Source organism: Pseudomonas sp. Z003-0.4C(8344-21) (assembly GCF_900104975.1).
Classification (GTDB): Bacteria; Pseudomonadota; Gammaproteobacteria; order Pseudomonadales; family Pseudomonadaceae; genus Aquipseudomonas; species Aquipseudomonas granadensis.
Map to the genome: position 1 here is coordinate 1,354,929 of NZ_LT629756.1, position 24,987 is coordinate 1,379,915.

Sequence of the window (24,987 nt, forward strand, 5' to 3'; positions counted from 1 at the left end):
CCGCCCCGGGTAAGGTGTGCGTGTCATAGGTCTTGTCAAACCCTGCGATCCGTCTGCTGCGGACGCTTGGGTCGCATACGCCATGATCTGAGGATCAAGTATGTTGACGTATGCCGGACGAGCTTGGCGCTCGTGGGAGACTACTCCCCTAGGACGGAGCGGATTCTGCCTAGGCAAATCCGATTGGGCAAGCGACTTTTTTCAAAGCGGTTTCAGCCGCGCTTGGCCCGATAGATTCGGAAACCATTGCCTTCGGCTTTGATTGCACAGATGCCCAGATGCTCCTCGATCAACGGCTGATATTTCAGGAAGCTGTTCGCGACCAGGCGCAGTTCGCCGCCGTTTTTCAGATGTTTGGCCGCTTTTCGCAGCAAGTTCTCGGTGGCGAAATAATCCGTGTGCACACCGACATGGAACGGCGGATTGCTCAGAATTGCGCTCAAACCCATCGGCGCCGCATCGATGCCATCGCCGGTCAGTACTTCGGCTTCGAGGCCATTGGCGGCGAGAGTCAGACGGCTGCTGGCGGCGGCAAACGCATCGACGTCGAGCAACGTCACCTGATTGTGCGGATAGCGACGTTTGACCGCCGCACCGAGCACCCCGGCACCGCAACCGAAGTCGAGCAAATGGCCGCTTGGCAGCTTGTCCAGGTGCTCCAGCAGCAGGGCGCTACCGCGATCGAGGCGACCGTGGCTGAACACGCCCGGCAGGCTGATGACTTTCAACGGGCCTTCGGCCAAGGGCAGTTCGTAGGTCTGCGCCAGGCTTTCCAGTGATCTGGTTTCAGGCGCATTGGCCACGGTGACTTGCCAGAGCTGGCAATGCCGCGCGCTGTCGAGCTTGCGTGGTTTGCCGAACGGGTTGAGCTGTTTCGCCGCCCCTTCGATGCCGCTGCGTTTTTCCCCGACCAGAAACACCTCTCGACCGGCCAGGCGCGAGGCAACGGCGTTGAGAATGTAATCGGTCAAATCCTTGGACTTGGGCAGAAACACCACCGCGCTGTCGAATTCACGCTCCGGGATGTTCACGCCAAAATCGCTGCGACCTTCGAAACGGGCCTCCAGCGCGGCTTGATCGCCGGCGTGCCAGCACCAGCCAAAGGCATTCGGCAGGCGTCCAAGCAAGTCGTCGGCGGGCAAACCGGCGAGCAACAGCGAACCTTGAAACCATTCGGGCTGACGAAGCAGTACTTCACTGCGCGGATCCATAACTGCTCCTCGAAAAAAAAGTGCCGCAGTTTATCAACTGACGACCCGCAGCGCCTTAGCGCTGAAGAACGCCTGCGCGTTTTCACTGAGTTGGCCAACGATGCGCTGGCGTGCTTCGCGGCTGCCCCAGGCATTGTGCGGGGTGACGATCAAGCGTGGGATGTCGTTTGCCAGCAGCGGATTACCCTGAGCTGGCGGTTCAACGCTCAGCACATCCGTCGCCGCGCCACCGAGGTGCCCGTTGCGCAAGGCATCGGCCAGCGCCTGCTCATCGATCAAGCCACCGCGTGCAGTGTTGACCACGAAAGCGCCCGGTTTCATCAAGGCCAGCTCGTGCGCACCGATGAAATGGCGCGTGTGTTCATTGAGAGGGCAGTGCAGGGTCAGGGCGTCGATTTGCGGCAGCAGTTCATCCAGCGGCAGGCGATCCGGGCGGGCAGGGCGTCCGGGAATCTGCCCGAGCAGCACGCGCATGCCGAACGCTTCGGCCAGCCGTGCCACGGCGCCGCCGAGTTCACCGTGACCGAGCAGGCCGAGGGTTTTCCCTTCCAGTTCAACAATCGGATAGTCGAGCAGGCAGAACTGCTTCGCCTGCTGCCAACGACCCTCGCCGACGGCTTTCTGATAGTCGGCCAGACGTGTGGCGAGGTTGAGCAACAGCATGATCGTGTGTTGCGCCACCGACGGCGTGCCGTAGGCCTGGCAGTTGCACACCGTGATGCCTTGCGTGCGAGCGGCGGCGAGGTCGACGTTATTGGTGCCGGTGGCGCTGATCAGGATCAGTTTCAGTTGTGGGTTGGCCGCCATGGCAGCCGCGTCGATCACGACTTTGTTGGTGATCGCCACTCTGGCGCCCTGCAACCGTTCGGCAACCTGCTGCGGCGTGGTCTGGGCGAACAGCTGCAAATCGCTGAAACAGTCGCGCAACGGATTGAGGTCGAGGTCGCCGAGATCCAGCGACGGGTGATCGAGGAATACCGCGCGGTGCGTGTTCGTCATCAACTGTACCTTTTGTGCGAAGAGCGTAGGGCGTACTCTGTCGAGCCTACCAGATGAAACAAATTGATACGCCTGGCCGAAAGGAGCCCTCATGTACTGGACCGAATTCTTGACCGTTGCATTGATCCATTTGCTGGCCGTCGCCAGCCCCGGCCCGGACTTTGCCGTGGTGGTGCGCGAGAGCGTGACGCACGGTCGTCGCGCCGGTACGTGGACGGCACTGGGTGTCGGCACGGCGATTTTCCTGCATGTCGGTTATTCGCTGCTGGGCATCGGTCTGATCGTGTCGCAATCAATCGTGCTGTTCAATGCGTTGAAATGGGCGGCAGCGGCGTATCTGCTGTACATCGGCTTCAAGGCATTGCGTGCGCAGCCGGCGAAACCGGTGGCGGATGATTTGCACAAGGAGGCCGGTTTGCGCACCGCGCGCGGCGCCTTCACCTCGGGTTTCGTGACCAACGGCCTGAACCCGAAAGCCACGCTGTTCTTCCTGTCGCTGTTCACTGTAGTGATCAACCCGCACACGCCTTTGGCGGTGCAGGCCGGTTACGGCGTTTACCTGGCTGTGGCCACCGCGATCTGGTTCTGCCTGGTGGCGATGCTGTTCAGTCAGCACCGCGTGCGTGCCGGTTTCGCCCGCATGGGCCACTGGTTCGACCGCACCATGGGCGCGGTGCTGATTGCTCTCGGCGTGAAAATCGCGTTTACCGAGATGCATTGAGGGGCGGGTGATTGATTCGAGGTTCAAGGCGCTTGGCAGACTGTAGCCCCTCACCCTAGCCCTCTCCCGAGGGAGAGGGGACCGATTGGGGGAAGTTGGAGAAATAGGCCCGAACGACTTTCTCCGAACCAACAATCGTCTCGGTCTTTCAGTTCGGCGTTTGGCTCGGCACAACTCGGTCAGTGCCCTCTCCCGAGGGGAAGGGGACCGATTGGGGGAAGTTGGAGAAATACGCCGGCGAACGACTTTCTCCGAACCCACAATCGCCTCGGTCTTTCAGTTCGGCGTTTGGCTCGGCACAACTCGGTCAGTTCCCTCTCCCTTTGGGAGAGGGCTAGGGTGAGGGGCTTTTGGGGCGGTTCAGATTTTTGTCAGGCGAAGCAACCTTTCGCTGCTGCTCTCACAGGTTTGCCCGCCGCCCGGTTCGCATGCCCCTGATTCAGTCATTGGATGCTGGCGCAAAGCTAGCATTTGTACGGCTGTGCAAATCATTCCTTTGGCTGATTTGACTGTCATGCAGGCGCACTAGAGTACTGATCTCTCCGCCAACACCGTGCAGTCAGAAAAGGGATTCTTATGTTGCAGACTCGCGTCATTCCCCCGGCCGACGGGGCCTACCAGTATCCATTGCTGATCAAACGGCTGCTCATGTCCGGCGCCCGGTACGAGAAAACCCGCGAGATCATCTACCGTGACCAGTTGCGCTACAGCTATCCGACGCTGATCGAGCGCGTCGCACGGCTAGCCAACGTGCTGACGGCGGCGGGTGTGAAGGCCGGTGACACGGTGGCGGTGATGGACTGGGACAGTCATCGTTATCTGGAATGCATGTTCGCGATCCCGATGATCGGCGCGGTGATCCACACCATCAACGTGCGCCTGTCGCCGGAGCAGATTCTCTACACGATGAACCACGCCGAGGACCGCTTCGTGCTGGTCAACAGCGAATTCGTCGGCTTGTATCAGGCGATCGCGCCGCAGCTGACCACGGTCGAGAAAACCCTGCTGCTGACCGATCTGCCGGAAAAAAACGCCGAGCTGCCAAACCTGGTCGGCGAATACGAGCAACTGCTGGCTGCTGCGAGTCCGCAATACGATTTCCAGGACTTCAACGAAAACTCCGTCGCAACCACCTTCTACACCACTGGCACCACCGGTAATCCCAAGGGCGTGTATTTCACCCATCGGCAACTGGTCCTGCACACCATCGGCGTGTCGACGATCATGGGCTCGATCGACAGCGTGCGTCTGCTCGGTACCAGCGATGTGTACATGCCGATCACCCCAATGTTTCACGTACATGCCTGGGGCTTGCCGTACGTGGCAACCATGCTCGGGCTGAAACAGGTTTATCCGGGGCGTTACGACCCGGAGTTTCTCGTCGAACTGTGGCGCAAGGAGAAAGTGACTTTCTCGCACTGCGTGCCGACCATCCTGCAAATGCTGCTCAATGCCAAAGGCGCACAAAACACCGATTTCGGCGGCTGGAAGATTGTCATCGGCGGCAGTGCGCTCAATCGCTCCCTGTACGAAAACGCCAAGGCCCGGGGCATCCAGCTGACGGCAGCGTACGGCATGTCGGAAACCGGGCCGCTGGTGTCCTGCGCGCACCTCAACGATGAGCTGATGGCCGGCACTGAAGACGAACGCACCACTTACCGGATCAAGGCCGGGGTGCCGGGGCCGTTGGTCGAGGCAGCGATTGTCGACGGCGAGGGGAACTTTCTCCCGGCCGACGGCGAAACCCAGGGCGAACTGGTGCTGCGGGCACCGTGGCTCACCGAGGGCTATTTCAACGAGCCGCAGAAGGGTGCTGAACTGTGGAGCGGCGGCTGGCTGCACACCGGCGACGTTGCCACGCTCGACAGCATGGGCGTGATCGACATCCGTGACCGCATCAAGGATGTGATCAAGACTGGCGGCGAGTGGATTTCGTCACTGGACCTCGAAGACCTGATCAGCCGTCACGTCGCGGTACGCGAAGTAGCAGTGGTGGGGATTGCCGATCCACAGTGGGGCGAGCGCCCGTTTGCCCTGCTGGTGATTCGCGAAGGCCATGAGATCGGCGCGCGGGAGCTCAAGGAGCACCTCAAGCCATTCGTTGAACTGGGGCACCTGAGCAAGTGGGCGATCCCGAGTCAGATTGCCCTTGTTACCGAAATTCCCAAGACCAGTGTCGGCAAGCTCGACAAGAAGCGCATCCGCCTCGACATCAGCGAATGGCAGGCCAGCAACAGCACCTTCCTTTCGACACTTTGAGTGTCCGCTGGCGCGCCGAAACCGGCGCGCCAGACCCACCGAGCAAGCGCTTGGCTTGTGAAATCGAAAAAATCAGCCATCCTTGCCGTGCCGACTTGTGTCGGACTGGCGAAAGGACTGTTCCAGAGTGGTTGGCGACTGCAAATCACACTTTAGAGGGATCAAGCAGTACCCCCTGCTGGCTATAGTCCGCTCAAGGACTTTTTGAAAACGGAGCACACGCACTGATTGGGGCGAGCAACTTTGAAGCGGTTTCGGGCAGCCTTGGCTTCCGGCCCTTCACAGCGTTTTTGAAAGTACTCACTGCCATAACAATAATGCACATGGAGTAGCGTCGATGACCTCAGTAAACCAGTTCTGGCGCCGGGCGAAACTGCCTCTGGCAGTCAGTCTTGCCTCCTCGCTCGCCGGGCCCGCATTCGGCGTCAGTTTCAACGTCGGTGAAATCGAAGGCCAGTTCGACTCGTCCCTGTCGATCGGTGCGAGTTGGTCTACTCAGAGCCCGAACAAGAACCTCATCGGCGTCAACAACGGCGGCCGCGGCCTGTCGCAAACCTCCGATGACGGCCACGCCAACTTCAAGAGCGGCGAAACCTTCTCGAAAATCTTCAAGGGTATCCATGACCTTGAACTGAAGTACGGCGACACCGGCGTGTTCGTTCGTGGCAAATACTGGTACGACTTCGAACTCAAGGATGAAAGCCGCGAGTTCAAGGACATCAGCGACAGCAATCGCAAGGAGGGCGCCAAGTCCTCGGGCGGGCAGATCCTCGACGCCTTCGTCTACCACAACTATGCGATTGCCGATCAGCCAGGCTCCGTGCGTCTGGGCAAGCAAGTGGTCAGTTGGGGTGAAAGCACCTTCATCGGCGGCGGCATCAACTCGATCAACCCGATTGACGTGTCCGCGTTCCGTCGTCCGGGTGCCGAAATCAAGGAAGGCCTGATTCCGGTCAACATGTTCTACGTTTCGCAGAGCCTGACCGACAACCTTTCGGCTGAAGCCTTCTATCAGCTGGAATGGGACCAGACCGTCGTCGACAACTGCGGCACCTTCTTCTCCCAGCCAGACATCGTGGCCGACGGTTGCGACAGCAACCTGCGCGTGCTGAACAAGCGTTCGCAGATTCCGGCCATTGCCCTGGGCCCGCTTGCCAACGCTGGCGTCGACGTCAACCAGGAAGGCGTGCTGGTGCGCCGTGGTCCGGACCGCGATGCCCGCGACAGTGGTCAGTGGGGGGCATCCCTCAAATACATGTTCGAGCCACTCGACACCGAGTTTGGCGCCTACTTCATGAACTACCACAGTCGTGCGCCGATCTTCAGCGCCACTGGCGCACCGCAATCGGTCTACAACACAGCTGCCGGACTGCCAGGGCCGTTTGCCGCACTCGCACCACTGCTGGTAGCCGGCAACTCGCAATACTTCATTGAATACCCTGAAGACATTCGCCTCTACGGCCTGAGCTTCTCCACCACCCTGCCTACCGGTACGGCGTGGAGCGGTGAGATCAGCTACCGTCCGAACGCACCGGTGCAGCTGAACTCCACCGACATTCTGTTTGCTGGTGTACGTCCACTGGGCGGCGCGCTGACCAACGCTTCGCTGCTCACCGGCGTACCGGGTCAGGATCTGCACGGTTACGAGCGCAAGGAAATCACCCAGATCCAGACGACCTTCACGCACTTCTTCGATCAGGTCATGGGCGCCAGCCGTCTGACCCTCGTCGGTGAAGTCGGTGCGACCTACGTCGGCGGGCTGGAGAGCCGTTCCGACATGCGTTATGGCCGCGACCCGGTCTACGGTCCGGGTGAATTGCCAGCCACTGGCACTGCCAATACCTGCGCGAACATTCTCAACGCCAGCACCATCAATGGTGCAGGTCCGGGTTCGCCGCAGAACAACCGCAGCCGCAACTGTGACAACGATGGTTTCACCACGTCGATGTCGTGGGGCTACCGCGGTCGCGCCATCTGGGAATACAACGACGTGTTCGCCGGTGTGAACCTCAAGCCGAACGTGGCCTGGTCCCACGACGTCAGCGGTTACTCGCCAGGCCCTGGCGGCAACTTCGAGGAAGGTCGCAAGGCGGTCAGCCTGGGCGTCGATGCCGAGTACCAGAACACCTACACCGCGAGCCTGGCTTACACCAACTTCTTCGACGGCAAGTACACCACCGTGGATGACCGCGACTTCGTTGCGCTCAGCTTCGGCGTGAACTTCTAAGCACTGCATTTCAGGACGAACGAATTTATGAAAATAACAAAGAGTCTGTTCCACGCCGGTGTTCTGGGTCTGTCGCTGCTGGCAACCAGCGTCATGGCCGCTGTGCCTGCCGCTGAAGCCGACAAGCTGGGTAAAAGCCTGACGCCGATGGGCGCGGAAATGGCCGGTAACGCCGACGGTTCGATCCCGGCCTGGAAGCCACTGCCGAAGAATGCCGGCAGTGTCGACAGCAAGGGCTTCCTGTCCAACCCTTACGCCAGCGAGCAGCCGCTGTTCACCATCACCGCCAAGGATGCCGACAAGTACAAGGACAAGCTTGCGCCGGGCCAGTACGCGATGTTCAAGCGCTACCCGGAAACCTTCAAGATGCCGGTCTATCCGTCCCATCGCGGCGCCACCGTGCCGGATAACGTATTCGCGGCCATCAAGAAGAACGCCACCAGCACCAATCTGGTGTCGGGCGGCAACGGTCTGGAAAACTTTGATACCGCCGTGCCATTCCCGATTCCGAAAACCGGCGTGGAAGTGATCTGGAACCACATCACCCGCTATCGCGGCGGCAGCGTGACCCGTCTGGTGACCCAGGCCACGCCGCAGCCGAACGGCTCGTACAGCCTGGTGTACTTCCAGGACCAGTTCGTGTTCCGCGACAAGATGAAGGACTACGATCCGGCGAACCCGGGCAACATCCTGTTCTACTTCAAGCAGAAAGTGACCGCGCCGGCACGTCTGGCCGGTGGCGTACTGCTGGTGCACGAAACCCTCGACCAGGTTAAAGAGCCACGTTCGGCGTGGGTCTACAACGCCGGTCAGCGTCGTGTGCGCCGCGCACCGCAAGTGTCCTATGACGGTCCGGGTACCGCAGCGGACGGCCTGCGTACGTCCGACAACCTCGACATGTACAACGGTGCCCCGGATCGCTACGACTGGAAGCTCGAAGGCAAGAAAGAGATGTACATCGCCTCCGACAGCTACAAGCTCGACGATCCGAAACTGAAGTACTCGGACATCATCAAGGCCGGCCACATCAACCAGGACCTGGCGCGTTACGAGCTGCGCCGCGTCTGGCACGTGACGGCGACGCTGAAGGAAGGCCAGCGCCACATTTACGCCAAGCGTGACTTCTACATCGACGAGGATACCTGGCAGGCAGCGGTCATCGACCACTACGACGGTCGTGGCCAACTGTGGCGCGTCGCCGAGGCGCACGCCGAGAACTACTACGACAAGCAAGTGCCTTGGTATGCCCTGGAAACCCTCTACGACCTGCAGTCCGGCCGCTATCTGGCACTGGGCATGAAGAACGAAGAGAAGAGTGCGTATGACTTCGGCTTCACCGCCACCACCAGCGACTTCACCCCGGCCGCTCTGCGTCAGGACGGTGTTCGCTAAACCGCAGTAAACCCGAGGCCGCATCCTCGTGAAAACGCCCCGACCGGTTCGGGGCGTTTTCGTGTCTGTAGTCTTTTTGTAGCCATTTGTAGCAGCAACCTTCATAACCGGTTCGATTAAGGCTAGGCTGCGGACATCTGCAACGCCGCCAACGCCATTCGAACAAGAGCCGGCCATGACTGATCTGTCCCCGATTCCGGGTCCTGCAAGTGCTGCCGTCACGGCATTGGACGGGCGTTTTTTTCGCCCGCCACTGCCCGACGGCTATGTGCTGCGACCGCGTCTGTGCGAGCGCTTGCAAGCGGGGCTCAGCGGGCGTCTGTTGCTGGTCAGCGCTCCGGCGGGGTTCGGCAAGAGTTCGCTGGCGGTGGAGTTCTGTCAGAGTCTGCCGGCGCACTGGCAAAGCCTGTGGCTCGGATTGAGCGCGCGCGACAGTGATCCCGGGCGCTTTCTCGAGCGTCTGCTCGAAGGTTTGCAAGATTACTTTCCAGCGTTGGGTGCCGGTGCCCTCGGGCTGCTGAAAATGCGTCAGCGCCATCAGCCGTTCGCCTTCGAAGAATGGCTCGACGGCCTGCTCGACGAGCTGGCGCTGCATCTCGACGCAGCCGCACCGTTATTGCTGGTGCTCGACGATTATCATCTCGCCCAAGGTCCGGTGCTCGACCGCTGCCTGCAGTTTTTCCTCAATCATCTGCCCGATGGCCTGCTGGTCATGGTAACCAGCCGCCAGCGCCCGGACTGGCATCTGGCGCGCCTGCGCCTGTCGCGGCAGTTGCTGGAGCTGCATGAACAGGATCTACGCCTGACTCACGACGAGGCGTTGGCGCTGCTCGATCGCCACAGCACGTCACTGCGCGGCGAAGCGCTGGAAAACCTGATCCAGCGCAGCGAAGGCTGGGTTGCCGGTTTGCGTTTCTGGTTGCTCGCGGTGTCCGAGGCGGGCAGCGAGGCGGCATTGCCGCAAGCGCTCAACGGCGGGGAAGGGCTGATTCGCGATTATCTGCTTGAAGAAGTCATCGATTGCCTGCCGGCCGAAGTGCAGACATTCCTGTATGACACCGCGCCGCAGGAGCGTTTTTGCAGCGAGTTGTGCGACGCGGTGCGCGAGGCCCATGACAGCGCCGAGATTTTGCGTTTCCTGCTGGCTCATCAGGTTTTTCTGGTGCCGCTCGATGAACACGGGCATTGGTATCGCTATCACCATCTGTTTTCTGATTTGTTGCGCAGTCGTCCTCCGGCACAGGCGCTGGTGCCGACTGCCACGTTGCACTTGCGCGCCTGTCGCTGGTTCAACGCGCAGGGCTTGCTCGACGAAGCTGTGGAGCAAGCCCTGCGTGCCGGTCACCTCGATGTGGCGGCAAATCTGGTGCAGAACCTGTCCGAGGAACAACTGCTCGCCGAGCAGAATGTCGGCATGTTGCTGCGCTGGAAAATGGACTTGCCCGACAGCCTGCTGATCAGCACGCCGCGGCTGATCGTTCTGTACAGCTGGGCACTGGGGCTGGCCTGCCAGCTCGATGCCGCCGAAGATCTGTCCAGTCATCTGAGCCGCTTTCTGCCGGCGCCTTCGGCCACTGCCCAAAAGTCGATGCTGGCGCAATGGCTGGCGTTGAGCGGGATCATTGCCCGTGGGCGCGGCCATCGGGAGTTGACGATCAGATACTGCACCGAGGCCCTGGAAAGCCTGCCGGCCAAACGTTATGGGCAACGGCTGATGTGTTTGTCGACCCTGTCCAATCTGGCGATTGCCGACGGTGACCTGTGGCGCGCCCGCGGCCTCAACCGTGAGTCTCTGGAACTGGCGCAGCGTGTTGGCAATCCGCTGTTCGAAGCGCTCGCGCATTACGACCGGGCGCGGGTGTTGCAGTCGCGGGGCGAGATCCTGCGAGCATTGGATGAAGTGCATCAGGGCCTGGAACGCTTGCGCGGTTTGTCGCCGCAACGCTTGTATGCGGTGCGCGCGCGGCTGACGTTGTACGAAGGTTTTCTGCTGGCGATGCGCATGCAGCCCGACGCAGCACGAGTGCGCCTGCTGGCGGGCCTTGGCGAAGCGCGCGCCTGTCGCGATATCAGCGTGTTGATCGGCCATTGCGTGATTGCGCGTCTGGACGGTAGCCGTGGCGAATTCGCCAGGGCATTTGCCGAACTCGCCGAAGCCGAACGCTTGATGCACATCTGGGACGTACCGCCAATTTACTACCTGGCGATGATCACTCTGGTCAAATGCGAACTGTGGCTGGCACAGGGGCGTACCGATCTCGCCGAGGCCTGGCTCACGCGCTTGAGCCAGACCTATACCGGTGAGCAGGCCGCGGCACCGCCCGAATTCCATCCACAACTGCCACTGCATGTCGAACTGCAGCAGGCGCTGCTCGATGTCATTCAGGGGCGCCCGATGCTCGCCGAGGGGCGTCTGGACGCGTTGCACCAGAACGGCCAGCAAAGCGGACGCCAGTTGCTCTGTGTGATGGCGTTGACGCAGAAAGTCGCGCTGCTTCTGACCGGTGCACGCGAGGCAGAGGCGCGCAAGGTGTTCATTCAAGCGCTGGAAGCCGCTGGCGGTGGCGTCTTGCAGCCATTTGACCAGTTAGTGAAAGACCACGCGGACTGGCTACGTACGCATGTGCAAAACTCGCCTGCGCGGGCGGCGCAACAGTTGTTCGCGCAGCTTGCGCCGCCCACAGCCGTGGGCATGGACACCAGCGCCGCAGAACAACTGAGCACTCGGGAGCTGGCGGTATTGCGGCTGATTGCTCAAGGTTGTTCGAATCAGCAGATCAGTGAGCAGTTATTCATTTCCCTGCATACCGTAAAAACCCATGCCAGCCACATCAATAGCAAGCTGGGGGTAGAGCGGCGCACTCAAGCGGTGGCCAGAGCCAAGGAGCTGGGACTGTTGGCATAGCGCCATGCAGCGGTTGCAAAAAAAACGCCCCGACAGGTTCGGGGCGTTTTTTTCATCATGCGCGTTGCGCGTTGCGTTCAACTCATGTCAATCAAGCCACAAGGTTCTGCTCGGAGAATGCGTTCACACCGACCAGATGAATCTCGAAGTCAGCGCCGGCATTACCGGAGACATTGCCTGACAGTACCTGATCGACAAAGCGCAATTGCCCGGCGCCGGTGAAGTCGCCCGCACCGATAAAGGTGAACGCGTCGAGGCCGGCAGTGCCCAGATTGGCGTCGAACGCCGAGAAATCAATCTTGTCACCCTGCAGGCTGTTGAAGTCATAAATGACGTCGCGCTCGGCGCCTTTGCCCACTTCGCTGATGTCGGTGAACGCAAAGGTATCGGCCCCGCTGCCACCGGTGAGCATGTCAACGCCGCGACCACCGATCAATGTGTCGTTGCCGGCGCCGCCATTGAGCACGTTGTTGCCATCGTTGCCAGTGAGGACGTTATTGAGTTCGTTGCCATAGCCCAGCAGGTTGGTGCTGCCGGTCAGTTGCAGGTTTTCCAGGTTGGCGCCCAGGGTGTAATTGATCGAGGAGCGAACCGTATCGATTTCGTTACCCAGCGTACTGGTCTCGACAATCACGTCACCGGCATTGTCGATCACATAGGTATCGTTGCCCAGACCGCCGATCAGAGTGTCCGCACCCGCGCCGCCGTCGAGAACGTTATTGCCGGCATTGCCGGTGATGACGTTGTTGAGAGCATTGCCGGTGCCGTTGATATTGTCGGCGAAACGCAGCGTCATGTTTTCCAGGTTGGCGCTCATGGTGTAATTGGCCAGCGAGGACAGCACGGTATCGATCTCGGTCAGCGACGTCCCGGTCTCGATGATGACATCGCCGACATTGTCGACGAAGTAGGTGTCGTTGCCGGCGCCACCGTCCATCGTGTCCGCGCCTTCCTGGCCGTTGATGATGTTATTGCCGCTGTTGCCGGTCAGGACGTTGTCCAGCCCGTTACCCACCAGGTACAGGTCGCTGCTGCCCAGTAACTGGCCGTCTTCGACGTTAGCGGTCAGGGTATAGCCGATATTGCTCAGCACGCGGTCGTGGCCTTCGCCGAGGCCTTCGATGATCAGGTCACCGGCGTTGTCGATCACGTAAGTATCATCGCCTGTACCGCCAGCCAGCGTGTCCGCGCCGACCGCGCCATCCAGACGGTCGTTACCGGCACCACCCTGCAGCGTGTCGTTGCCGGCGCCGCCGAGCAGATAGTTGTCCTGGCCGTTGCCTTGCACGATGTAGTTACCGGTACCCATCAGCCACACATTCTCGACGTGGCTGAGGTTGGCCGGGTTGAGGTTGATCGTGTTAGTCGAAGCTGTAGCGTTGTAGTAGATACGCAGGGTATCGGTGCCTTCGCTGGCATTTTCCTGGATCAGCGACAACTCACCTGACTGGTCGAGGTAATAGGTGTCGTCACCGGCGCCACCGATCATGGTGTCCAGCCCCGCGCCGCCGTTGAGTACGTTATTGCCGCTGTTGCCGGTCATGACGTTGTTCAGGGTATTGCCGTTGGCATTGAGGTTGGCCGAGCCGGTCAACACGACGTTTTCCAGATTGGCGCCAAGGCTGTAGTTGAACGAGGTGCGAACGGTATCGATCTCATTGATCAGGGTGCTGCTTTCGACAATCACGTCGCCGACGTTATCGATCACATAGGTGTCGTTGCCCAGACCGCCGATAAGGGTGTCGGCACCTGCACCGCCATCCAGAATGTTGTTGCCGGCGTTGCCAGTGATGACGTTATTCAGCGCGTTGCCGGTGCCGTTGATATTGTCGGCGAAGCGCAGCGTCAGATTTTCCAGATTGGTACCGAGCGTGTAGCTGGACATCGACGACAGCACGGTGTCGATCTCGGTCAGCGAGGTGCCGTTTTCGATGATCACGTCGCCGATGTTGTCGACGAAATAGGTATCGTTGCCGGCGCCGCCGTCCATGGTGTCGGCGCCTTCCTGGCCGTTGATGATGTTGCTGCCGGCATTGCCGGTCAGGACGTTGTCCAGTCCGTTACCCACCAGATACAGGTCGCTGGTACCCAGCAACAGGCCGTCTTCGACGTTGCCGGTCAGCGTGTAGCCGATGTTGGTGAGGACGCGATCACGGCCTTCGTTACCCAGCTCCACTACCTGGTCGCCTGCGTTGTCGATGACGTAGGTATCGTCACCGCTGCCGCCGATCAAGGTGTCCGCCCCGGCGGCGCCGTCCAGGCGGTCATCGCCGTTACCGCCTTGCAAGGTATCCGCCGACGCGCTGCCGAGCAGATAGTTGTTCAGGTTGTTACCCTGCACCGTGTAGCCACCAGTGCCCATCAGCCAGACGTTCTCGACGTTGGCCAGATTGCTCAGGCTCAGGTTGACCACGCTGGTCAGCGGCGTGGAGTTGTAATAGATGCGCAGGGTATCGCTGCCTTCGCTGGCGTTTTCCTGGATGAGCGAAAGTTCGCCGCTCTGGTCGAGGTAATAGGTGTCGTCGCCATTGCCGCCGATCATGGTGTCCAGGCCCGCGCCACCGTTGAGCACGTTATTGCCGCTGTTACCGGTCATCACGTTGCTCAAGGTATTGCCGTTGGCATTGAGGTTGGCGGTGCCGGTCAGCACGATATTTTCCAGGTTGGCGCCCAGGCTGTAGTTGATCGAAGAGCGCACGGTGTCGATCTCGGTCATCGATGCGCTGCTTTCGACTATCACGTCGCTAGCGTTATCGACCACGTAGGTATCGTTGCCCAGGCCACCGATCAGCGTGTCGGCACCGGCGCCGCCGTCGAGAATGTTATCGCCTGTGTTGCCAGTCATGACGTTGTTCAGCGCGTTACCGGTGCCGTTGATATTGTCGGCAAAACGCAGGGTGAGATTTTCCAGGTTGGCGCCGAGCGTGTAGTTGGCGAGGGAGGACAGCACCGTGTCGATCTCGGTCAGCGACGCGCCGTTTTCGATGATGACGTCGGCTAAGTTGTCGACGAAGTAAGTGTCGTTGCCGGCGCCACCGTCCATGGTGTCGGCGCCGGCCTGGCCATTGATGATGTTGCTGCCGGCATTGCCGATCAGAGTGTTGTCCTCGCTGTTGCCGACCAGATACAGATCGCCGTTGCCCAGCAGTTGTCCGTCTTCGATGTTGGCGGTGAGGGTGTAACCGATATTGCTCAGTACGCGATCACGGCCTTCGCCGCTGCCTTCGATGACAACGTCGCCGGCGTTATCGATCACATAGATGTCGTCACCTGCGCCGCCTGCCAGCGTGTCGGCACCCGCTGCGCCATCCAGCCGGTCATCGCCGGCCCCGCCCTGCAGGTTGTCATTGCCAGCGCCGCCGAGGAGGTAGTTGGCCAGACTGTTGCCTTGCACGGTGTAGTTGCCGGAACCCATCAACCAGACGTTTTCAACGTCAGTGAGGTTGCCTTGATTGAGGTTGACCGTATTGGTCGAGGCCGTGGCGTTGTAATAGATACGCAGGGTGTCATTACCCTCGCCGCCGTTTTCCTGAATCAGCCCGAGCTCGGCCGACTGGTCCAGATAGTAAGTGTCATCGCCAGCGCCACCGATCAGGGTGTCCACACCCGCGCCGCCATTGAGTACGTTGTTGCCGCTGTTGCCGGTCATTACGTTGTTGCTGCTGTTGCCGTTAGCGTTCAGGTTGGCGGACCCGGTCAACACTATGTTTTCGATGTTGGCACTCAGGCTGTAGCTGACGGATGAATTGACAGTGTCGGTGCCGCCACCCACTTCGCTGGTTTCAACGACGACGTCGCCAGCGTTGTCGACGAAGTATGTGTCGTTGCCGCCGCCACCGATCAGCGTGTCCGCGCCGGCACCGCCATCGAGCGTGTTTTGCCCCCAGTTACCGGTGATGCGGTTGTTCAGCGCGTTACCGGTACCGCTGAGGTTGCCGGTGCCCATCAAGGTCAGCAGTTCGACATTGGCCCCCAGTGTGTAATCGATGTAGCTGAGCACCGTGTCGATTTCATTCGACAGGTTGCTGGTCTCGATAACGGTGTCGCCGACATTGTCGACGAAATAGGTGTCATTGCCGGTGCCGCCGACCATCGTGTCGGCGCCACCGAGGCCGTTGAGAATATTGTCCAGAGCGTTACCGGTGAGGCTGTCGTCATTGCTGCTGCCGACGGCGTTTTCGATCTTCGCGCCGTAGGCGATGGCCAGGCCTTCATTGAATGCAGTCAACGTCTTGAGGTCGAGAAACGCTTTGCCGATCTGACTGAAGGCGCCTTCATTCAAATCGATACGCACGGCATTCAGCTGATTGGACGCATCAATGGTGTCAGTGCCGCCAGCGTCCCAGATGGTTTCGAAAACCGACTGATTGTTCGCCCACGAGTAGGTGGTGTTACCGGCCTGCCAGGCGTTGTTGGCACCATACAGGCTCTGGATGGCAAGTATGTCCAGCAGCATTGGCGTCGTGGGCTGGTACGAGTAATTGTCGTTGTAGCTCATCACGGTAAAACGCACATCGTCCAGCGAAGCATCCAGCACCGTGTTATTGGTCACACTGGTGGCGAACGGGTGCTTGAGACCGATGGCATGGCCGATTTCGTGCAGGAAGGTCAGGTAATCGTAGGACCCTTTATCCGGTACCGCCTGATTGGTCTCGGGGCCGATCCAGACGTCGCCGGACCTTGGCGCACTGCCGGGCAGGTAAGCCCAGGCCACGGTGCCGCTGTCCATCAGCGAATAGCCGCCGAAGCGCAGATCGCCGACATTGAACACATCGTCGGTGGTCTGGCTGAACTTGATATTCGCCACCGAACTCCACGAACTCAGGGCGCTGAAGACGGCGTTTTGCTGATTGGCGGTGAGGGAAAAAACCGCATTGTATTCGTTATTGGCACTGTAATTGGTCGCGAAATATGACGACCCCACGGTGACGAAACTGAAGGTGAGTTCAGTCGGCGCGCTTTTATCGGTCGATCGGACGCTTTCCCACTGAGAGCCCGAGATCAAGCTGTCTACGGCTTTGTTTCCAGTCAATGCGGAGAAAGTACTATCAGTCGATTGAGTCGGGCGAGGCATGGGTATATTCCTGGATGGACCGCGGCCTGTCCAAGATACGGCCGCTGAAAAGTATGATTTTGCAACAAAAACGGGGCGCGTGACATCATATTGACACTATTTTTTTGACTGGCCGACGCATGGCTGCCAAGAACCTTGTATCGACCAAAAACGTGGATTACTGAAGTGGGCAAACGTATTCTGCGGATTTGCCACGCTATTGGGAGTCATCATGCCTGCCGCCTCGCCAACGCTGATCCGCGAAACCTTTGCGGTTGGCCCGCTCCAGTGCAACTGCACGATCATCGGCGACCCGATCACAAAAAAAGCCATCGTCGTCGACCCAGGCGGCAATCCCGACCTGATCATGGCGCGCCTCGATGCGCATGGCCTGAAAGTGGTCAGCATCATCCACACCCACGCACATCTCGATCACTTCCTCGCTTCGGGGCAGATGAAAGAAAAAACCGGCGCGACCCTGCATCTGCACAAGGATGACCAGTTCCTCTGGGACAACCTCGAAATGCAATGCCAGATGTTCGGCGTGCCCTACACGCCGGTGCCGTCGCCGGATCGCTGGTTGAGCGACGATGAAGAACTGGCCTGCGGTTGCGGTGTGGCGCTGCACACGCCGGGACATACGCCAGGTTCCATGAGCTTCTGGTTTTCCGAGGCTAAGCTGTTGATAGCCGGCGACACGTTGTTTCGTCGTGGCGTGGGGCGCACGGATTTGTGGGGCGGCGATCAGGCGACCATCGTGCGTTCGATCAAGCAGCGGCTGTATACGCTGGATGAAGACGCGACCGTGGTGACCGGGCATGGGCCGGATACACGCTTGGGCGACGAGATGCGTGAAAACCCGTTCGTGCGTGCCTGAATTTTTTGTAACGGTTGTGCGGCGGAATTTTCAGGCATTGTCATGATCCAACGCCCGCACGGGTCCATTAACCGATGGCCGCTGCACCAAAGAAAGCAAAAAACCAGGAGCTCTCCATGTTCACCACGCGTCGTTTGATTATTGTCGCTACTGCCGTGGCCTTGCTGTCCGGCTGCGCCTCGCCCAACCCGTATGACAATCAGGGGCAGGCCGACGGTGGCTCGCAAGGCATGAGCAAGACCGCCAAATACGGTGGCCTCGGTGCCTTGGCCGGCGCGCTCGCCGGCGCCGCGATCGGTCACGATAACCGTGGCAAGGGCGCGTTGATCGGCGCCGCCGTCGTCGGTGCCTCGGCGGCCGGTTACGGTTATTACGCCGACCAGCAGGAGAAAAAACTGCGCGCGAGCATGGCCAACACCGGCGTTGAAGTGCAGCGTCAGGGCGATCAGATCAAGCTGATCATGCCGGGTAACATCACCTTCGCGACCGATTCGGCGAACATCGCTCCAAGCTTCTACCAGCCGTTGAACAACCTGGCCAACTCGTTGAAAGAGTTCAACCAGAATCAGATCGAAATCGTCGGCTACACCGACAGCACCGGCAGCCGCCAGCACAACATGGACCTGTCCCAGCGTCGTGCGCAGAGCGTGGCGACTTACCTGACCTCGCAAGGCGTCAGCGGTGCCAACCTGTCGGCCCGTGGCGCCGGTCCGGATAATCCGATTGCCAGCAACGGTGACGTCAATGGCCGGGCGCAGAACCGCCGGGTTGAGGTCAACCTGAAGGCGATTCCGGGTCAGCAATACGGTGGTCAGCAGCAACAGCCGGGTACGGTGCAGCAGTATCCGTAAGCGATTGCCTGAATGAAGAAATGCCCGGTCTTGTGACCGGGCATTTTTTTGTGTTGGCCGTTATGGCCCCATCGCGAGCAGGCTCACTCCTACAGGGGCATGCATTTCAAAATGTAGGAGTGAGCCTGCTCGCGATGGCTATTAAATGGGCACCACAAAATCATCGGATACAAAAAAGCCCCCGGACACATCACTGTCCGGGGGCTTTTTGTCTGGCGCGAAGACTGCTTACTTCTTCAACCCATAATGCTCATCGAGCATGCCCGGCGAGTTCGGGCTTTTCGGCGCGTAGTCGCGCGGCGGCTCTTGATCGCGCGGTGGCGTCAGGCGTTCGCGCGGTGCCTGCGCGGCGTCGGCATGCAGGGCGGCGATCAGGCGCTGGCGGGTCTGTTCGTCGAGGGCCAGACGGTTGGCGCCCTCGGCAAGATGATCCTGCACTTCCTGATAGCTCTGAGTGAGCTTCTTGACCAGCATCGCGGTGCTGTTGAAGTGGGTGACCACCTCGTTTTGATAACTGTCGAAACGCTCCTGGATATCATCCAGTTGACGCTGCGTACGGCTCGGTGCGGCGTTCGGCGCAACGCGCGCGATCAGGAATCCAATGGCGACACCCACAACCAGGGCAAGAGTCGGTAACAACCAAACTAAGAGCGAGTGTTCCACGAGTCCTTCCTCTATAAACGGCTTTGCTTTACGTTAACGGCTCGAACCTGCGCTGTATACCGCGATTCACTCGCAATAGATCGGCACAGACAATTTGCTAGACGAGTCGACCCGATTCGAGGTCACGGAGTTCCTCCCTTGCTGATGCGTGAAACCCCTGTAGTGATTGCCGGCCCGGTGGGTCAACTGGAAAGTCTTTACCTGGACAGCGAGCAGCCGCGCGGCATCGCGCTGATCTGCCATCCGAACCCGGTGCAGGGCGGCACCATGCTCAACAAGGTCGTCTCGACCCTGCAGCGCACCGCGCGCGACGCCGGCCTGATCACCTTGCGCTTCAACTATCGCGGCGTTGGCGCCAGCGAAGGCACCCACGACATGGGCACCGGTGAAGTCGACGATGCCCAGGCCGCCGCTGCCTGGCTGCGGGAAAAACACCCGGACTTGCCGCTGACCCTGTTCGGTTTTTCCTTTGGCGGATTTGTTGCAGCAAGTCTCGGCGGCCGTCTCGAAGCCGAGGGCGTGCAGCTCGAGCACCTGTTCATGGTCGCGCCGGCGGTGATGCGCCTGGGCGAGCAGGATCAACTGCCGCAGCATGGCGAACTGACCGTGATCCAGCCGGAAACCGATGAGGTCATCGATCCGCAACTGGTCTACCAATGGTCCGAGCAACTCCAGCGCCCCCATGAGCTGCTGAAAGTGGCAGAATGCGGACACTTTTTTCACGGCAAGCTGACCGATCTCAAGGATCTGATCCTGCCGCGTCTCTCGAATTGATTGCAGTCTGACAAGCGATTACCCATGACCAACCGTACCCGCATCCTCACTGGCATCACCACCACCGGCACGCCGCATCTGGGCAACTACGCCGGCGCGATCCGCCCGGCGATCCTCGCCAGCCGCGACAGCAATGCCGATTCGTTCTACTTCCTGGCTGACTACCACGCCCTGATCAAATGCGATGACCCGCTGCGCATCCAGCGCTCGCGTCTGGAAATCGCCGCGACCTGGCTGGCCGGTGGCCTGGATGTCGACCGCGTGACCTTTTACCGTCAGTCCGACATTCCGGAAATCCCCGAGCTGACCTGGCTGCTGACCTGTGTTGCCGCCAAGGGCCTGCTCAACCGTGCGCACGCCTACAAGGCCTCGGTGGACAAGAACGTCGAGACCGGTGAAGACCCGGATGCCGGTATCACCATGGGTCTCTACAGCTACCCGGTGCTGATGGCCGCAGACATTCTGATGTTCAACGCGCACAAGGTGCCGGTCGGCCGCGACCAGATCCAGCACGTGGAAATGGCCCGGGATATCGGCCAGCGTTTCAACCATCTGTTCGGCCAGGGCAAGGAGTTCTTCACCATGCCTGAAGCGCTGATCGAGGAAAGCGTGGCGACCTTGCCCGGCCTCGACGGTCGCAAAATGTCGAAGAGCTACGACAACACCATCCCGTTGTTCTCCAGCGCCAAGGAAATGAAGGACGCGATCTCGCGGATCGTTACCGATTCCAAGGCCCCGGGCGAAGCCAAGGATCCGGACAACTCGCATCTGTTCACCCTGTTCACGGCGTTCGCCACACCGGCACAGGCTGACGAATTCCGCAGCGAACTGCTTGGTGGTCTGGGTTGGGGCGAGGCGAAGAACCGTCTGTTCCAGTTGCTCGACAACGAACTCGGCGAAGCGCGCGACAAGTATCACCAGTTGATCGAACGCCCGGCGGATCTGGAAGATATCCTGCAGATCGGCGCGAAAAAGGCCCGTGCCGTGGCCACGCCGTTCCTCAATGAATTGCGTGAAGCGGTTGGCCTGCGTTCGTTCGTCAACCAGGTGCAGGTCGCCGCAACCACCAAGAAGAAAGCCGCCAAAGCCGCACGTTTCGTCAGCTTCCGCGAAGACGACGGCAGCTTCCGTTTCCGTCTGCTGGCGGCCGATGGCGAGCAATTGCTGTTGTCGCGCAACTTCGCCGATGGCAAAACCGCGGGGCAGGTGACCAAGCAGTTGCAGTCCGGCGAGCCGCTGGACGTGCGCAACGATGACCTGAGCTTCAGCGTCTGGCTGCAAGGCGAATGCGTCGGCGACAGCCCGGCGTTCGCCGACGCGGCTGCGCGGGACGCGGCCATCGCAGCACTGCGCGTCGCGCTGACCCCGGCTCAGGACTGATCGGCGGCACGGCCCGACCAAGGGTCGATTGCCATTCCTGCGGGCCGTCGCTACAGTGACGGCCCGTTTTTGTTGCCTTGCTAACGAATTATGACGCCCCTAGAACGATATCAAGCAGATCTGAAACGCCCGGACTTCTTCCATGACGCTGCGCAGGAAACGGCTGTGCGTCATTTGCAGCGTCTGTACGACGACCTGATCGCCGCCGACCAGAACAAGCCGGGGTTTCTCGGCAAGCTGTTTGGCAAAAAGGATCAAACGCCGGTAAAGGGCCTGTATTTCTGGGGCGGCGTAGGTCGCGGCAAGACTTACCTGGTCGACACCTTCTTCGAAGCGCTGCCGTTCAAGGAAAAGACCCGCACCCACTTCCACCGTTTCATGAAGCGCGTGCACGAAGAGATGAAAACCCTCGGCGGCGAGAAAAACCCGCTGACCATCATCGCCAAGCGCTTCGCGACCGAGTCGCGGGTGATCTGCTTCGATGAATTTTTCGTTTCCGACATCACTGACGCGATGATCCTCGGCACCTTGATGGAAGAGTTGTTCAAGAATGGCGTGACCCTGGTCGCGACCTCGAACATCGTCCCGGACGGTCTGTACAAGGATGGCCTGCAACGCGCGCGTTTCCTGCCGGCGATTGCGCTGATCAAGCAGAACACCGAGATCGTCAACGTCGACAGCGGGGTCGACTATCGTCTGCGCCACCTCGAACAAGCCGAGCTGTTTCACTATCCGCTCGACGAAGCCGCCCATGAAAGCCTGCGCAAGAGCTTCAAGGCGCTGACGCCGGAGTGCACAGCAGCAGTCGAAAACGATGTGCTGATCATCGAGAACCGCGAAATCCGTGCGCTGCGCACTTGCGACGACGTGGCCTGGTTCGACTTCCGTGAACTGTGCGACGGCCCGCGCAGCCAGAACGATTACATCGAACTGGGCAAGATTTTCCACGCCGTGTTGCTCAGCGGTGTCGAGCAGATGAGCGTCACCACCGACGACATCGCCCGACGCTTCATCAACATGGTCGACGAGTTCTACGACCGCAACGTCAAGCTGATCATTTCTGCCGAAGTCGAGCTGAAGGATCTTTACACCGGCGGCCGCCTGACCTTCGAATTCCAGCGTACGCTGAGCCGTCTGCTCGAGATGCAATCCCACGAATTCCTGTCGCGGGCGCACAAGCCTTAAGCGGAGTCTCGGCAACGAAAAAGGGCTTGCAAATGCAGGCCCTTTTTGTGCGCTGAAGAAAAACCCGAACGCACTTCAATCCCTGTGGGAGCTGGCTTGCCAGCGATGGCGTCGTGTCAGGTGATATTTCTTTCTCTGACAAACCGCTATCGCTGGCAAGCCAGCTCCCACAGGTTTTGTATTTGCTTCAGGGTCAGGCAGCCTGCTGAAACTGCTGCCGATACTGGTTCGGCGACAATTCGGTGTGCTGGCGGAACAGTCGGGCAAAGAAGCTTGCGTCGTCGTAACCGACCTCATAGCTGATGGTCTTGATGCTCTTGCGGCTGCCCGACAGCAAGCCCTTGGCGGTTTCGATGCGCAGGCGTTGCAGGTAATGCAGCGGCTTGTCGCCGGTGGCGGTCTGGAAACGGCGCATGAAATTGCGGATGCTCATGCCGTGCTCGCGCGCCACGTCCTCGAAGCGGAACTTGTCGGCGAAATGCTCTTCGAGCCAGTGCTGGATCTGCAGGATGATCACATCCTGGTGCAGCTTCTGCCCGCCGAAACCGATGCGTCCCGGCGAATAGCTGCGCTGCACTTCGTAAAGAATGTCGCGAGCCACGGCTTGCGCCACGTTTGCGCCGCAAAAGCGTTCGATCAGATAAATGTACAAGTCGCAGGCTGAAGTAGTACCGCCGGCGCAATACAGGTTGTCGGCATCGGTCAGGTGTTTGTCCTGATTCAGATAAACCTTGGGGAAACGCTCGGCGAAAGCATTGAAAAAACGCCAGTAGGTGGTCGCTTCCTTGCCATTGAGCAAACCCGCTTCCGCCAGCCAGAACACCCCGGTCGCTTCGCCGCATAAGACTGCGCCACGGGCGTGTTGCTCACGCAGCCACGGCAGGACTTGCGGGTAACGGCTGCACAGCGTGTCGAAATCATCCCAGAACGCCGGAAGGATAATCACATCGGCGTTTTCCAGACCGCCATCGACCGGCATCACCACGTCACTGAAACTATTCACCGGTTTGCCGTCGGGGCTGACCAGGCGCGTTTCGAACGCCGGTGTCAGGCCCTGGCCCAGTTGTTTGCCATAACGCAGGCTGGCCAGATGGAAGAAATCCTTGGCTTGCATGAGGGTGGAAGCGAAAACCCGGTCGATTGCCAGGATGCTGACGCGCCGCAAGGGCGTGGAGACGTGCTTGGACATAATTCAACTTTTGTTTTGTTTTTATAAGGGAAAGTGGTCACCAGACGGCTGGATCGTCTTATTTTTTGTCGGATGTGTCCAGTGTCCCGTGACGCTGGCGGCGCATAGTCTCTGAAGGACGTATCCCTCCAACAAGAAAGACAGGTGCCGCATGATCCCCAGAACCTTGTTCAGCTCAGAGCACGAATTGTTCCGCGACAGCGTACGAACCTTCCTCGAAAAAGAAGCGGTGCCGTTCCACGCGCAATGGGAAAAACAAGGCCACATCGACCGCCAGCTATGGAACAAGGCGGGCGAGGCGGGGATGTTGTGCTCGCATCTGCCGGAGGAATACGGCGGGCTGGGCGCGGATTTTCTCTACAGCGCGGTAGTCATCGAAGAGGTTGGCAGGCTGGGTTTGACCGGGATCGGGTTTTCCCTGCATTCGGACATCGTCGCGCCGTACATCCTGCATTACGGTAGTGAAGCGCTGAAGCACAAATACCTGCCGAAACTGGTTTCTGGCGAGATGGTTACGGCGATCGCCATGACCGAGCCGGGTGCAGGCTCCGATCTGCAAGGGGTGAAAACCACGGCGGTGCTGGACGGCGACGAGTACGTGATCAACGGCTCGAAAACCTTCATCACCAACGGCTTTCTTGCCGACCTGGTGATCGTGGTCGCCAAGACCGATCCGAAGGCCGGCGCCAAGGGCACCAGTCTTTTTCTGGTGGAGGCGAACACCCCGGGCTTCGAGAAGGGCAAGCGTCTGGAGAAGGTTGGCATGAAGGCGCAGGACACGTCGGAGTTGTTCTTCCAGGACGTACGCGTGCCGAAGGAAAATCTGCTGGGGCAGGCCGGGGCAGGGTTCGCTTATCTGATGCAGGAATTGCCGCAGGAGCGCCTGACCGTGGCGATTGGAGGCCTCGCCTCGGCCGAAGCGGCGTTGCGGTGGACGCTCGACTACACCCGCGATCGCAAGGCGTTCGGCAAGTCGATTGCCGATTTCCAGAACACCCGCTTCAAACTGGCCGAGATGGCCACGGAAATCCAGATCGGCCGGGTGTTCGTTGACCGCTGTCTGGAACTGCACCTGCAGGGCAAACTCGACGTGCCGACGGCGGCGATGGCCAAATACTGGGGCACCGACCTGCAGTGCAAGGTACTCGATGAATGCGTGCAGTTGCACGGCGGCTACGGCTTCATGTGGGAATACCCGGTGGCCCGGGCGTGGGCGGATGCGCGGGTGCAGCGGATCTATGCCGGGACCAATGAAATCATGAAGGAGATCATTGCGCGGTCGCTCTGACCCTCGCGCGACT

Annotated in this window: 16 protein-coding genes and 1 riboswitch; of the genes, 11 read left to right on the top strand and 5 right to left on the bottom strand. The window is 60.0% G+C overall.

Annotation, left to right across the window (positions count from 1 at the left end; all coding sequences use genetic code 11):
- Positions 1 to 37 precede the first annotated feature (37 nt).
- A riboswitch (yybP-ykoY riboswitch) is annotated at positions 38 to 162 on the bottom strand.
- A gap of 50 nt (positions 163 to 212) precedes the next feature.
- Together BLU24_RS06375 and BLU24_RS06380 are read right to left on the bottom strand one after the other, a co-directional pair.
- A complete protein-coding gene (locus BLU24_RS06375; protein ID WP_093098433.1) occupies positions 213 to 1,211 on the bottom strand; it encodes a class I SAM-dependent methyltransferase in 999 nt (332 codons plus the stop codon).
- A 33-nt stretch (positions 1,212 to 1,244) separates the two neighbouring features.
- A complete protein-coding gene (locus tag BLU24_RS06380; protein WP_093098436.1) occupies positions 1,245 to 2,210 on the bottom strand; it encodes a 2-hydroxyacid dehydrogenase in 966 nt (321 codons plus the stop codon).
- A 91-nt stretch (positions 2,211 to 2,301) separates the two neighbouring features.
- Between BLU24_RS06380 and BLU24_RS06385 the strand changes: the two genes are divergently transcribed.
- The 5 genes from BLU24_RS06385 (at position 2,302) to BLU24_RS06405 (ending at position 11,714) form a co-directional block, all read left to right on the top strand.
- Entirely contained in the window at positions 2,302 to 2,931 is a 630-nt protein-coding gene (locus BLU24_RS06385; RefSeq protein WP_090286168.1) for a LysE family translocator, read from the top strand.
- Between the two features lie 576 nt (positions 2,932 to 3,507).
- Positions 3,508 to 5,190 carry a fatty acid--CoA ligase gene (locus BLU24_RS06390; protein WP_093098439.1) on the top strand — a complete coding sequence of 561 codons (1,683 nt, stop codon included), beginning with the start codon at positions 3,508 to 3,510 and terminating at the stop codon, positions 5,188 to 5,190.
- 337 nt (positions 5,191 to 5,527) lie between these two features.
- Positions 5,528 to 7,417 carry a DUF1302 domain-containing protein gene (locus BLU24_RS06395; RefSeq protein WP_090286164.1) on the top strand — a complete coding sequence of 630 codons (1,890 nt, stop codon included), beginning with the start codon at positions 5,528 to 5,530 and terminating at the stop codon, positions 7,415 to 7,417.
- A 27-nt stretch (positions 7,418 to 7,444) separates the two neighbouring features.
- Positions 7,445 to 8,809 carry a DUF1329 domain-containing protein gene (locus tag BLU24_RS06400; protein WP_090286162.1) on the top strand — a complete coding sequence of 455 codons (1,365 nt, stop codon included), beginning with the start codon at positions 7,445 to 7,447 and terminating at the stop codon, positions 8,807 to 8,809.
- A gap of 175 nt (positions 8,810 to 8,984) precedes the next feature.
- Positions 8,985 to 11,714: a LuxR C-terminal-related transcriptional regulator gene (locus tag BLU24_RS06405; RefSeq protein ID WP_093098442.1), complete on the top strand. Its 2,730-nt coding sequence runs from the start codon at positions 8,985 to 8,987 to the stop codon at positions 11,712 to 11,714.
- A gap of 91 nt (positions 11,715 to 11,805) precedes the next feature.
- On the opposite strand, the gene BLU24_RS27955 is transcribed toward BLU24_RS06405, so the two are convergent.
- Positions 11,806 to 16,521, bottom strand: a complete 4,716-nt coding sequence (locus BLU24_RS27955) for a M10 family metallopeptidase C-terminal domain-containing protein (RefSeq protein ID WP_269458772.1) — start codon at positions 16,519 to 16,521, stop codon at positions 11,806 to 11,808.
- Positions 16,522 to 16,999: 478 nt separating this feature from the next.
- Here BLU24_RS27955 and BLU24_RS06415 point away from each other — a divergent pair, with 478 nt between their 5' ends.
- Both BLU24_RS06415 and BLU24_RS06420 read left to right on the top strand, forming a co-directional pair.
- Positions 17,000 to 17,644 carry an MBL fold metallo-hydrolase gene (locus BLU24_RS06415; protein WP_093098449.1) on the top strand — a complete coding sequence of 215 codons (645 nt, stop codon included), beginning with the start codon at positions 17,000 to 17,002 and terminating at the stop codon, positions 17,642 to 17,644.
- A gap of 116 nt (positions 17,645 to 17,760) precedes the next feature.
- Entirely contained in the window at positions 17,761 to 18,495 is a 735-nt protein-coding gene (locus tag BLU24_RS06420) for an OmpA family protein (RefSeq protein ID WP_090286156.1), read from the top strand.
- 228 nt (positions 18,496 to 18,723) lie between these two features.
- On the opposite strand, the gene BLU24_RS06425 is transcribed toward BLU24_RS06420, so the two are convergent.
- Complete coding sequence (locus BLU24_RS06425; protein ID WP_016773251.1) at positions 18,724 to 19,158, bottom strand: YhcB family protein; 435 nt, start codon at positions 19,156 to 19,158, stop codon at positions 18,724 to 18,726.
- 144 nt (positions 19,159 to 19,302) lie between these two features.
- Between BLU24_RS06425 and BLU24_RS06430 the strand changes: the two genes are divergently transcribed.
- From BLU24_RS06430 to zapE, 3 genes are all read left to right on the top strand, one after another.
- On the top strand, positions 19,303 to 19,932 hold the full coding sequence (locus BLU24_RS06430) for an alpha/beta hydrolase (protein ID WP_093106469.1): 630 nt from the start codon (positions 19,303 to 19,305) through the stop codon (positions 19,930 to 19,932).
- A gap of 24 nt (positions 19,933 to 19,956) precedes the next feature.
- A complete protein-coding gene (locus BLU24_RS06435) occupies positions 19,957 to 21,312 on the top strand; it encodes a tryptophan--tRNA ligase (RefSeq protein WP_093098452.1) in 1,356 nt (451 codons plus the stop codon).
- A gap of 90 nt (positions 21,313 to 21,402) precedes the next feature.
- On the top strand, positions 21,403 to 22,497 hold the full coding sequence (gene zapE / locus BLU24_RS06440) for a cell division protein ZapE (protein WP_090286153.1): 1,095 nt from the start codon (positions 21,403 to 21,405) through the stop codon (positions 22,495 to 22,497).
- A gap of 193 nt (positions 22,498 to 22,690) precedes the next feature.
- Here the strand turns inward: zapE and BLU24_RS06445 are convergent, their stop codons facing one another.
- Entirely contained in the window at positions 22,691 to 23,587 is an 897-nt protein-coding gene (locus tag BLU24_RS06445; RefSeq protein ID WP_172833317.1) for a GlxA family transcriptional regulator, read from the bottom strand.
- A 250-nt stretch (positions 23,588 to 23,837) separates the two neighbouring features.
- Between BLU24_RS06445 and BLU24_RS06450 the strand changes: the two genes are divergently transcribed.
- A complete protein-coding gene (locus tag BLU24_RS06450; RefSeq protein ID WP_093098458.1) occupies positions 23,838 to 24,974 on the top strand; it encodes an acyl-CoA dehydrogenase family protein in 1,137 nt (378 codons plus the stop codon).
- Positions 24,975 to 24,987: the final 13 nt, after the last annotated feature.

Bases quoted from the DNA above. Each gene is read 5' to 3' on its own strand.
- BLU24_RS06395 (WP_090286164.1), top strand. From the start codon at position 5,528: ATGACCTCAGTAAACCAGTTCTGGCGCCGGGCGAAACTGCCTCTGGCA.
- BLU24_RS06400 (WP_090286162.1), top strand. From the start codon at position 7,445: ATGAAAATAACAAAGAGTCTGTTCCACGCCGGTGTTCTGGGTCTGTCG.
- zapE (WP_090286153.1), top strand. From the start codon at position 21,403: ATGACGCCCCTAGAACGATATCAAGCAGATCTGAAACGCCCGGACTTC.
- BLU24_RS06390 (WP_093098439.1), top strand. From the start codon at position 3,508: ATGTTGCAGACTCGCGTCATTCCCCCGGCCGACGGGGCCTACCAGTAT.
- BLU24_RS06450 (WP_093098458.1), top strand. From the start codon at position 23,838: ATGATCCCCAGAACCTTGTTCAGCTCAGAGCACGAATTGTTCCGCGAC.
- BLU24_RS06420 (WP_090286156.1), top strand. From the start codon at position 17,761: ATGTTCACCACGCGTCGTTTGATTATTGTCGCTACTGCCGTGGCCTTG.
- BLU24_RS06380 (WP_093098436.1), bottom strand. From the start codon at position 2,210: ATGACGAACACGCACCGCGCGGTATTCCTCGATCACCCGTCGCTGGAT.
- BLU24_RS06415 (WP_093098449.1), top strand. From the start codon at position 17,000: ATGCCTGCCGCCTCGCCAACGCTGATCCGCGAAACCTTTGCGGTTGGC.
- BLU24_RS06375 (WP_093098433.1), bottom strand. From the start codon at position 1,211: ATGGATCCGCGCAGTGAAGTACTGCTTCGTCAGCCCGAATGGTTTCAA.
- BLU24_RS06430 (WP_093106469.1), top strand. From the start codon at position 19,303: ATGCGTGAAACCCCTGTAGTGATTGCCGGCCCGGTGGGTCAACTGGAA.
- BLU24_RS06385 (WP_090286168.1), top strand. From the start codon at position 2,302: ATGTACTGGACCGAATTCTTGACCGTTGCATTGATCCATTTGCTGGCC.
- BLU24_RS06405 (WP_093098442.1), top strand. From the start codon at position 8,985: ATGACTGATCTGTCCCCGATTCCGGGTCCTGCAAGTGCTGCCGTCACG.
- BLU24_RS06435 (WP_093098452.1), top strand. From the start codon at position 19,957: ATGACCAACCGTACCCGCATCCTCACTGGCATCACCACCACCGGCACG.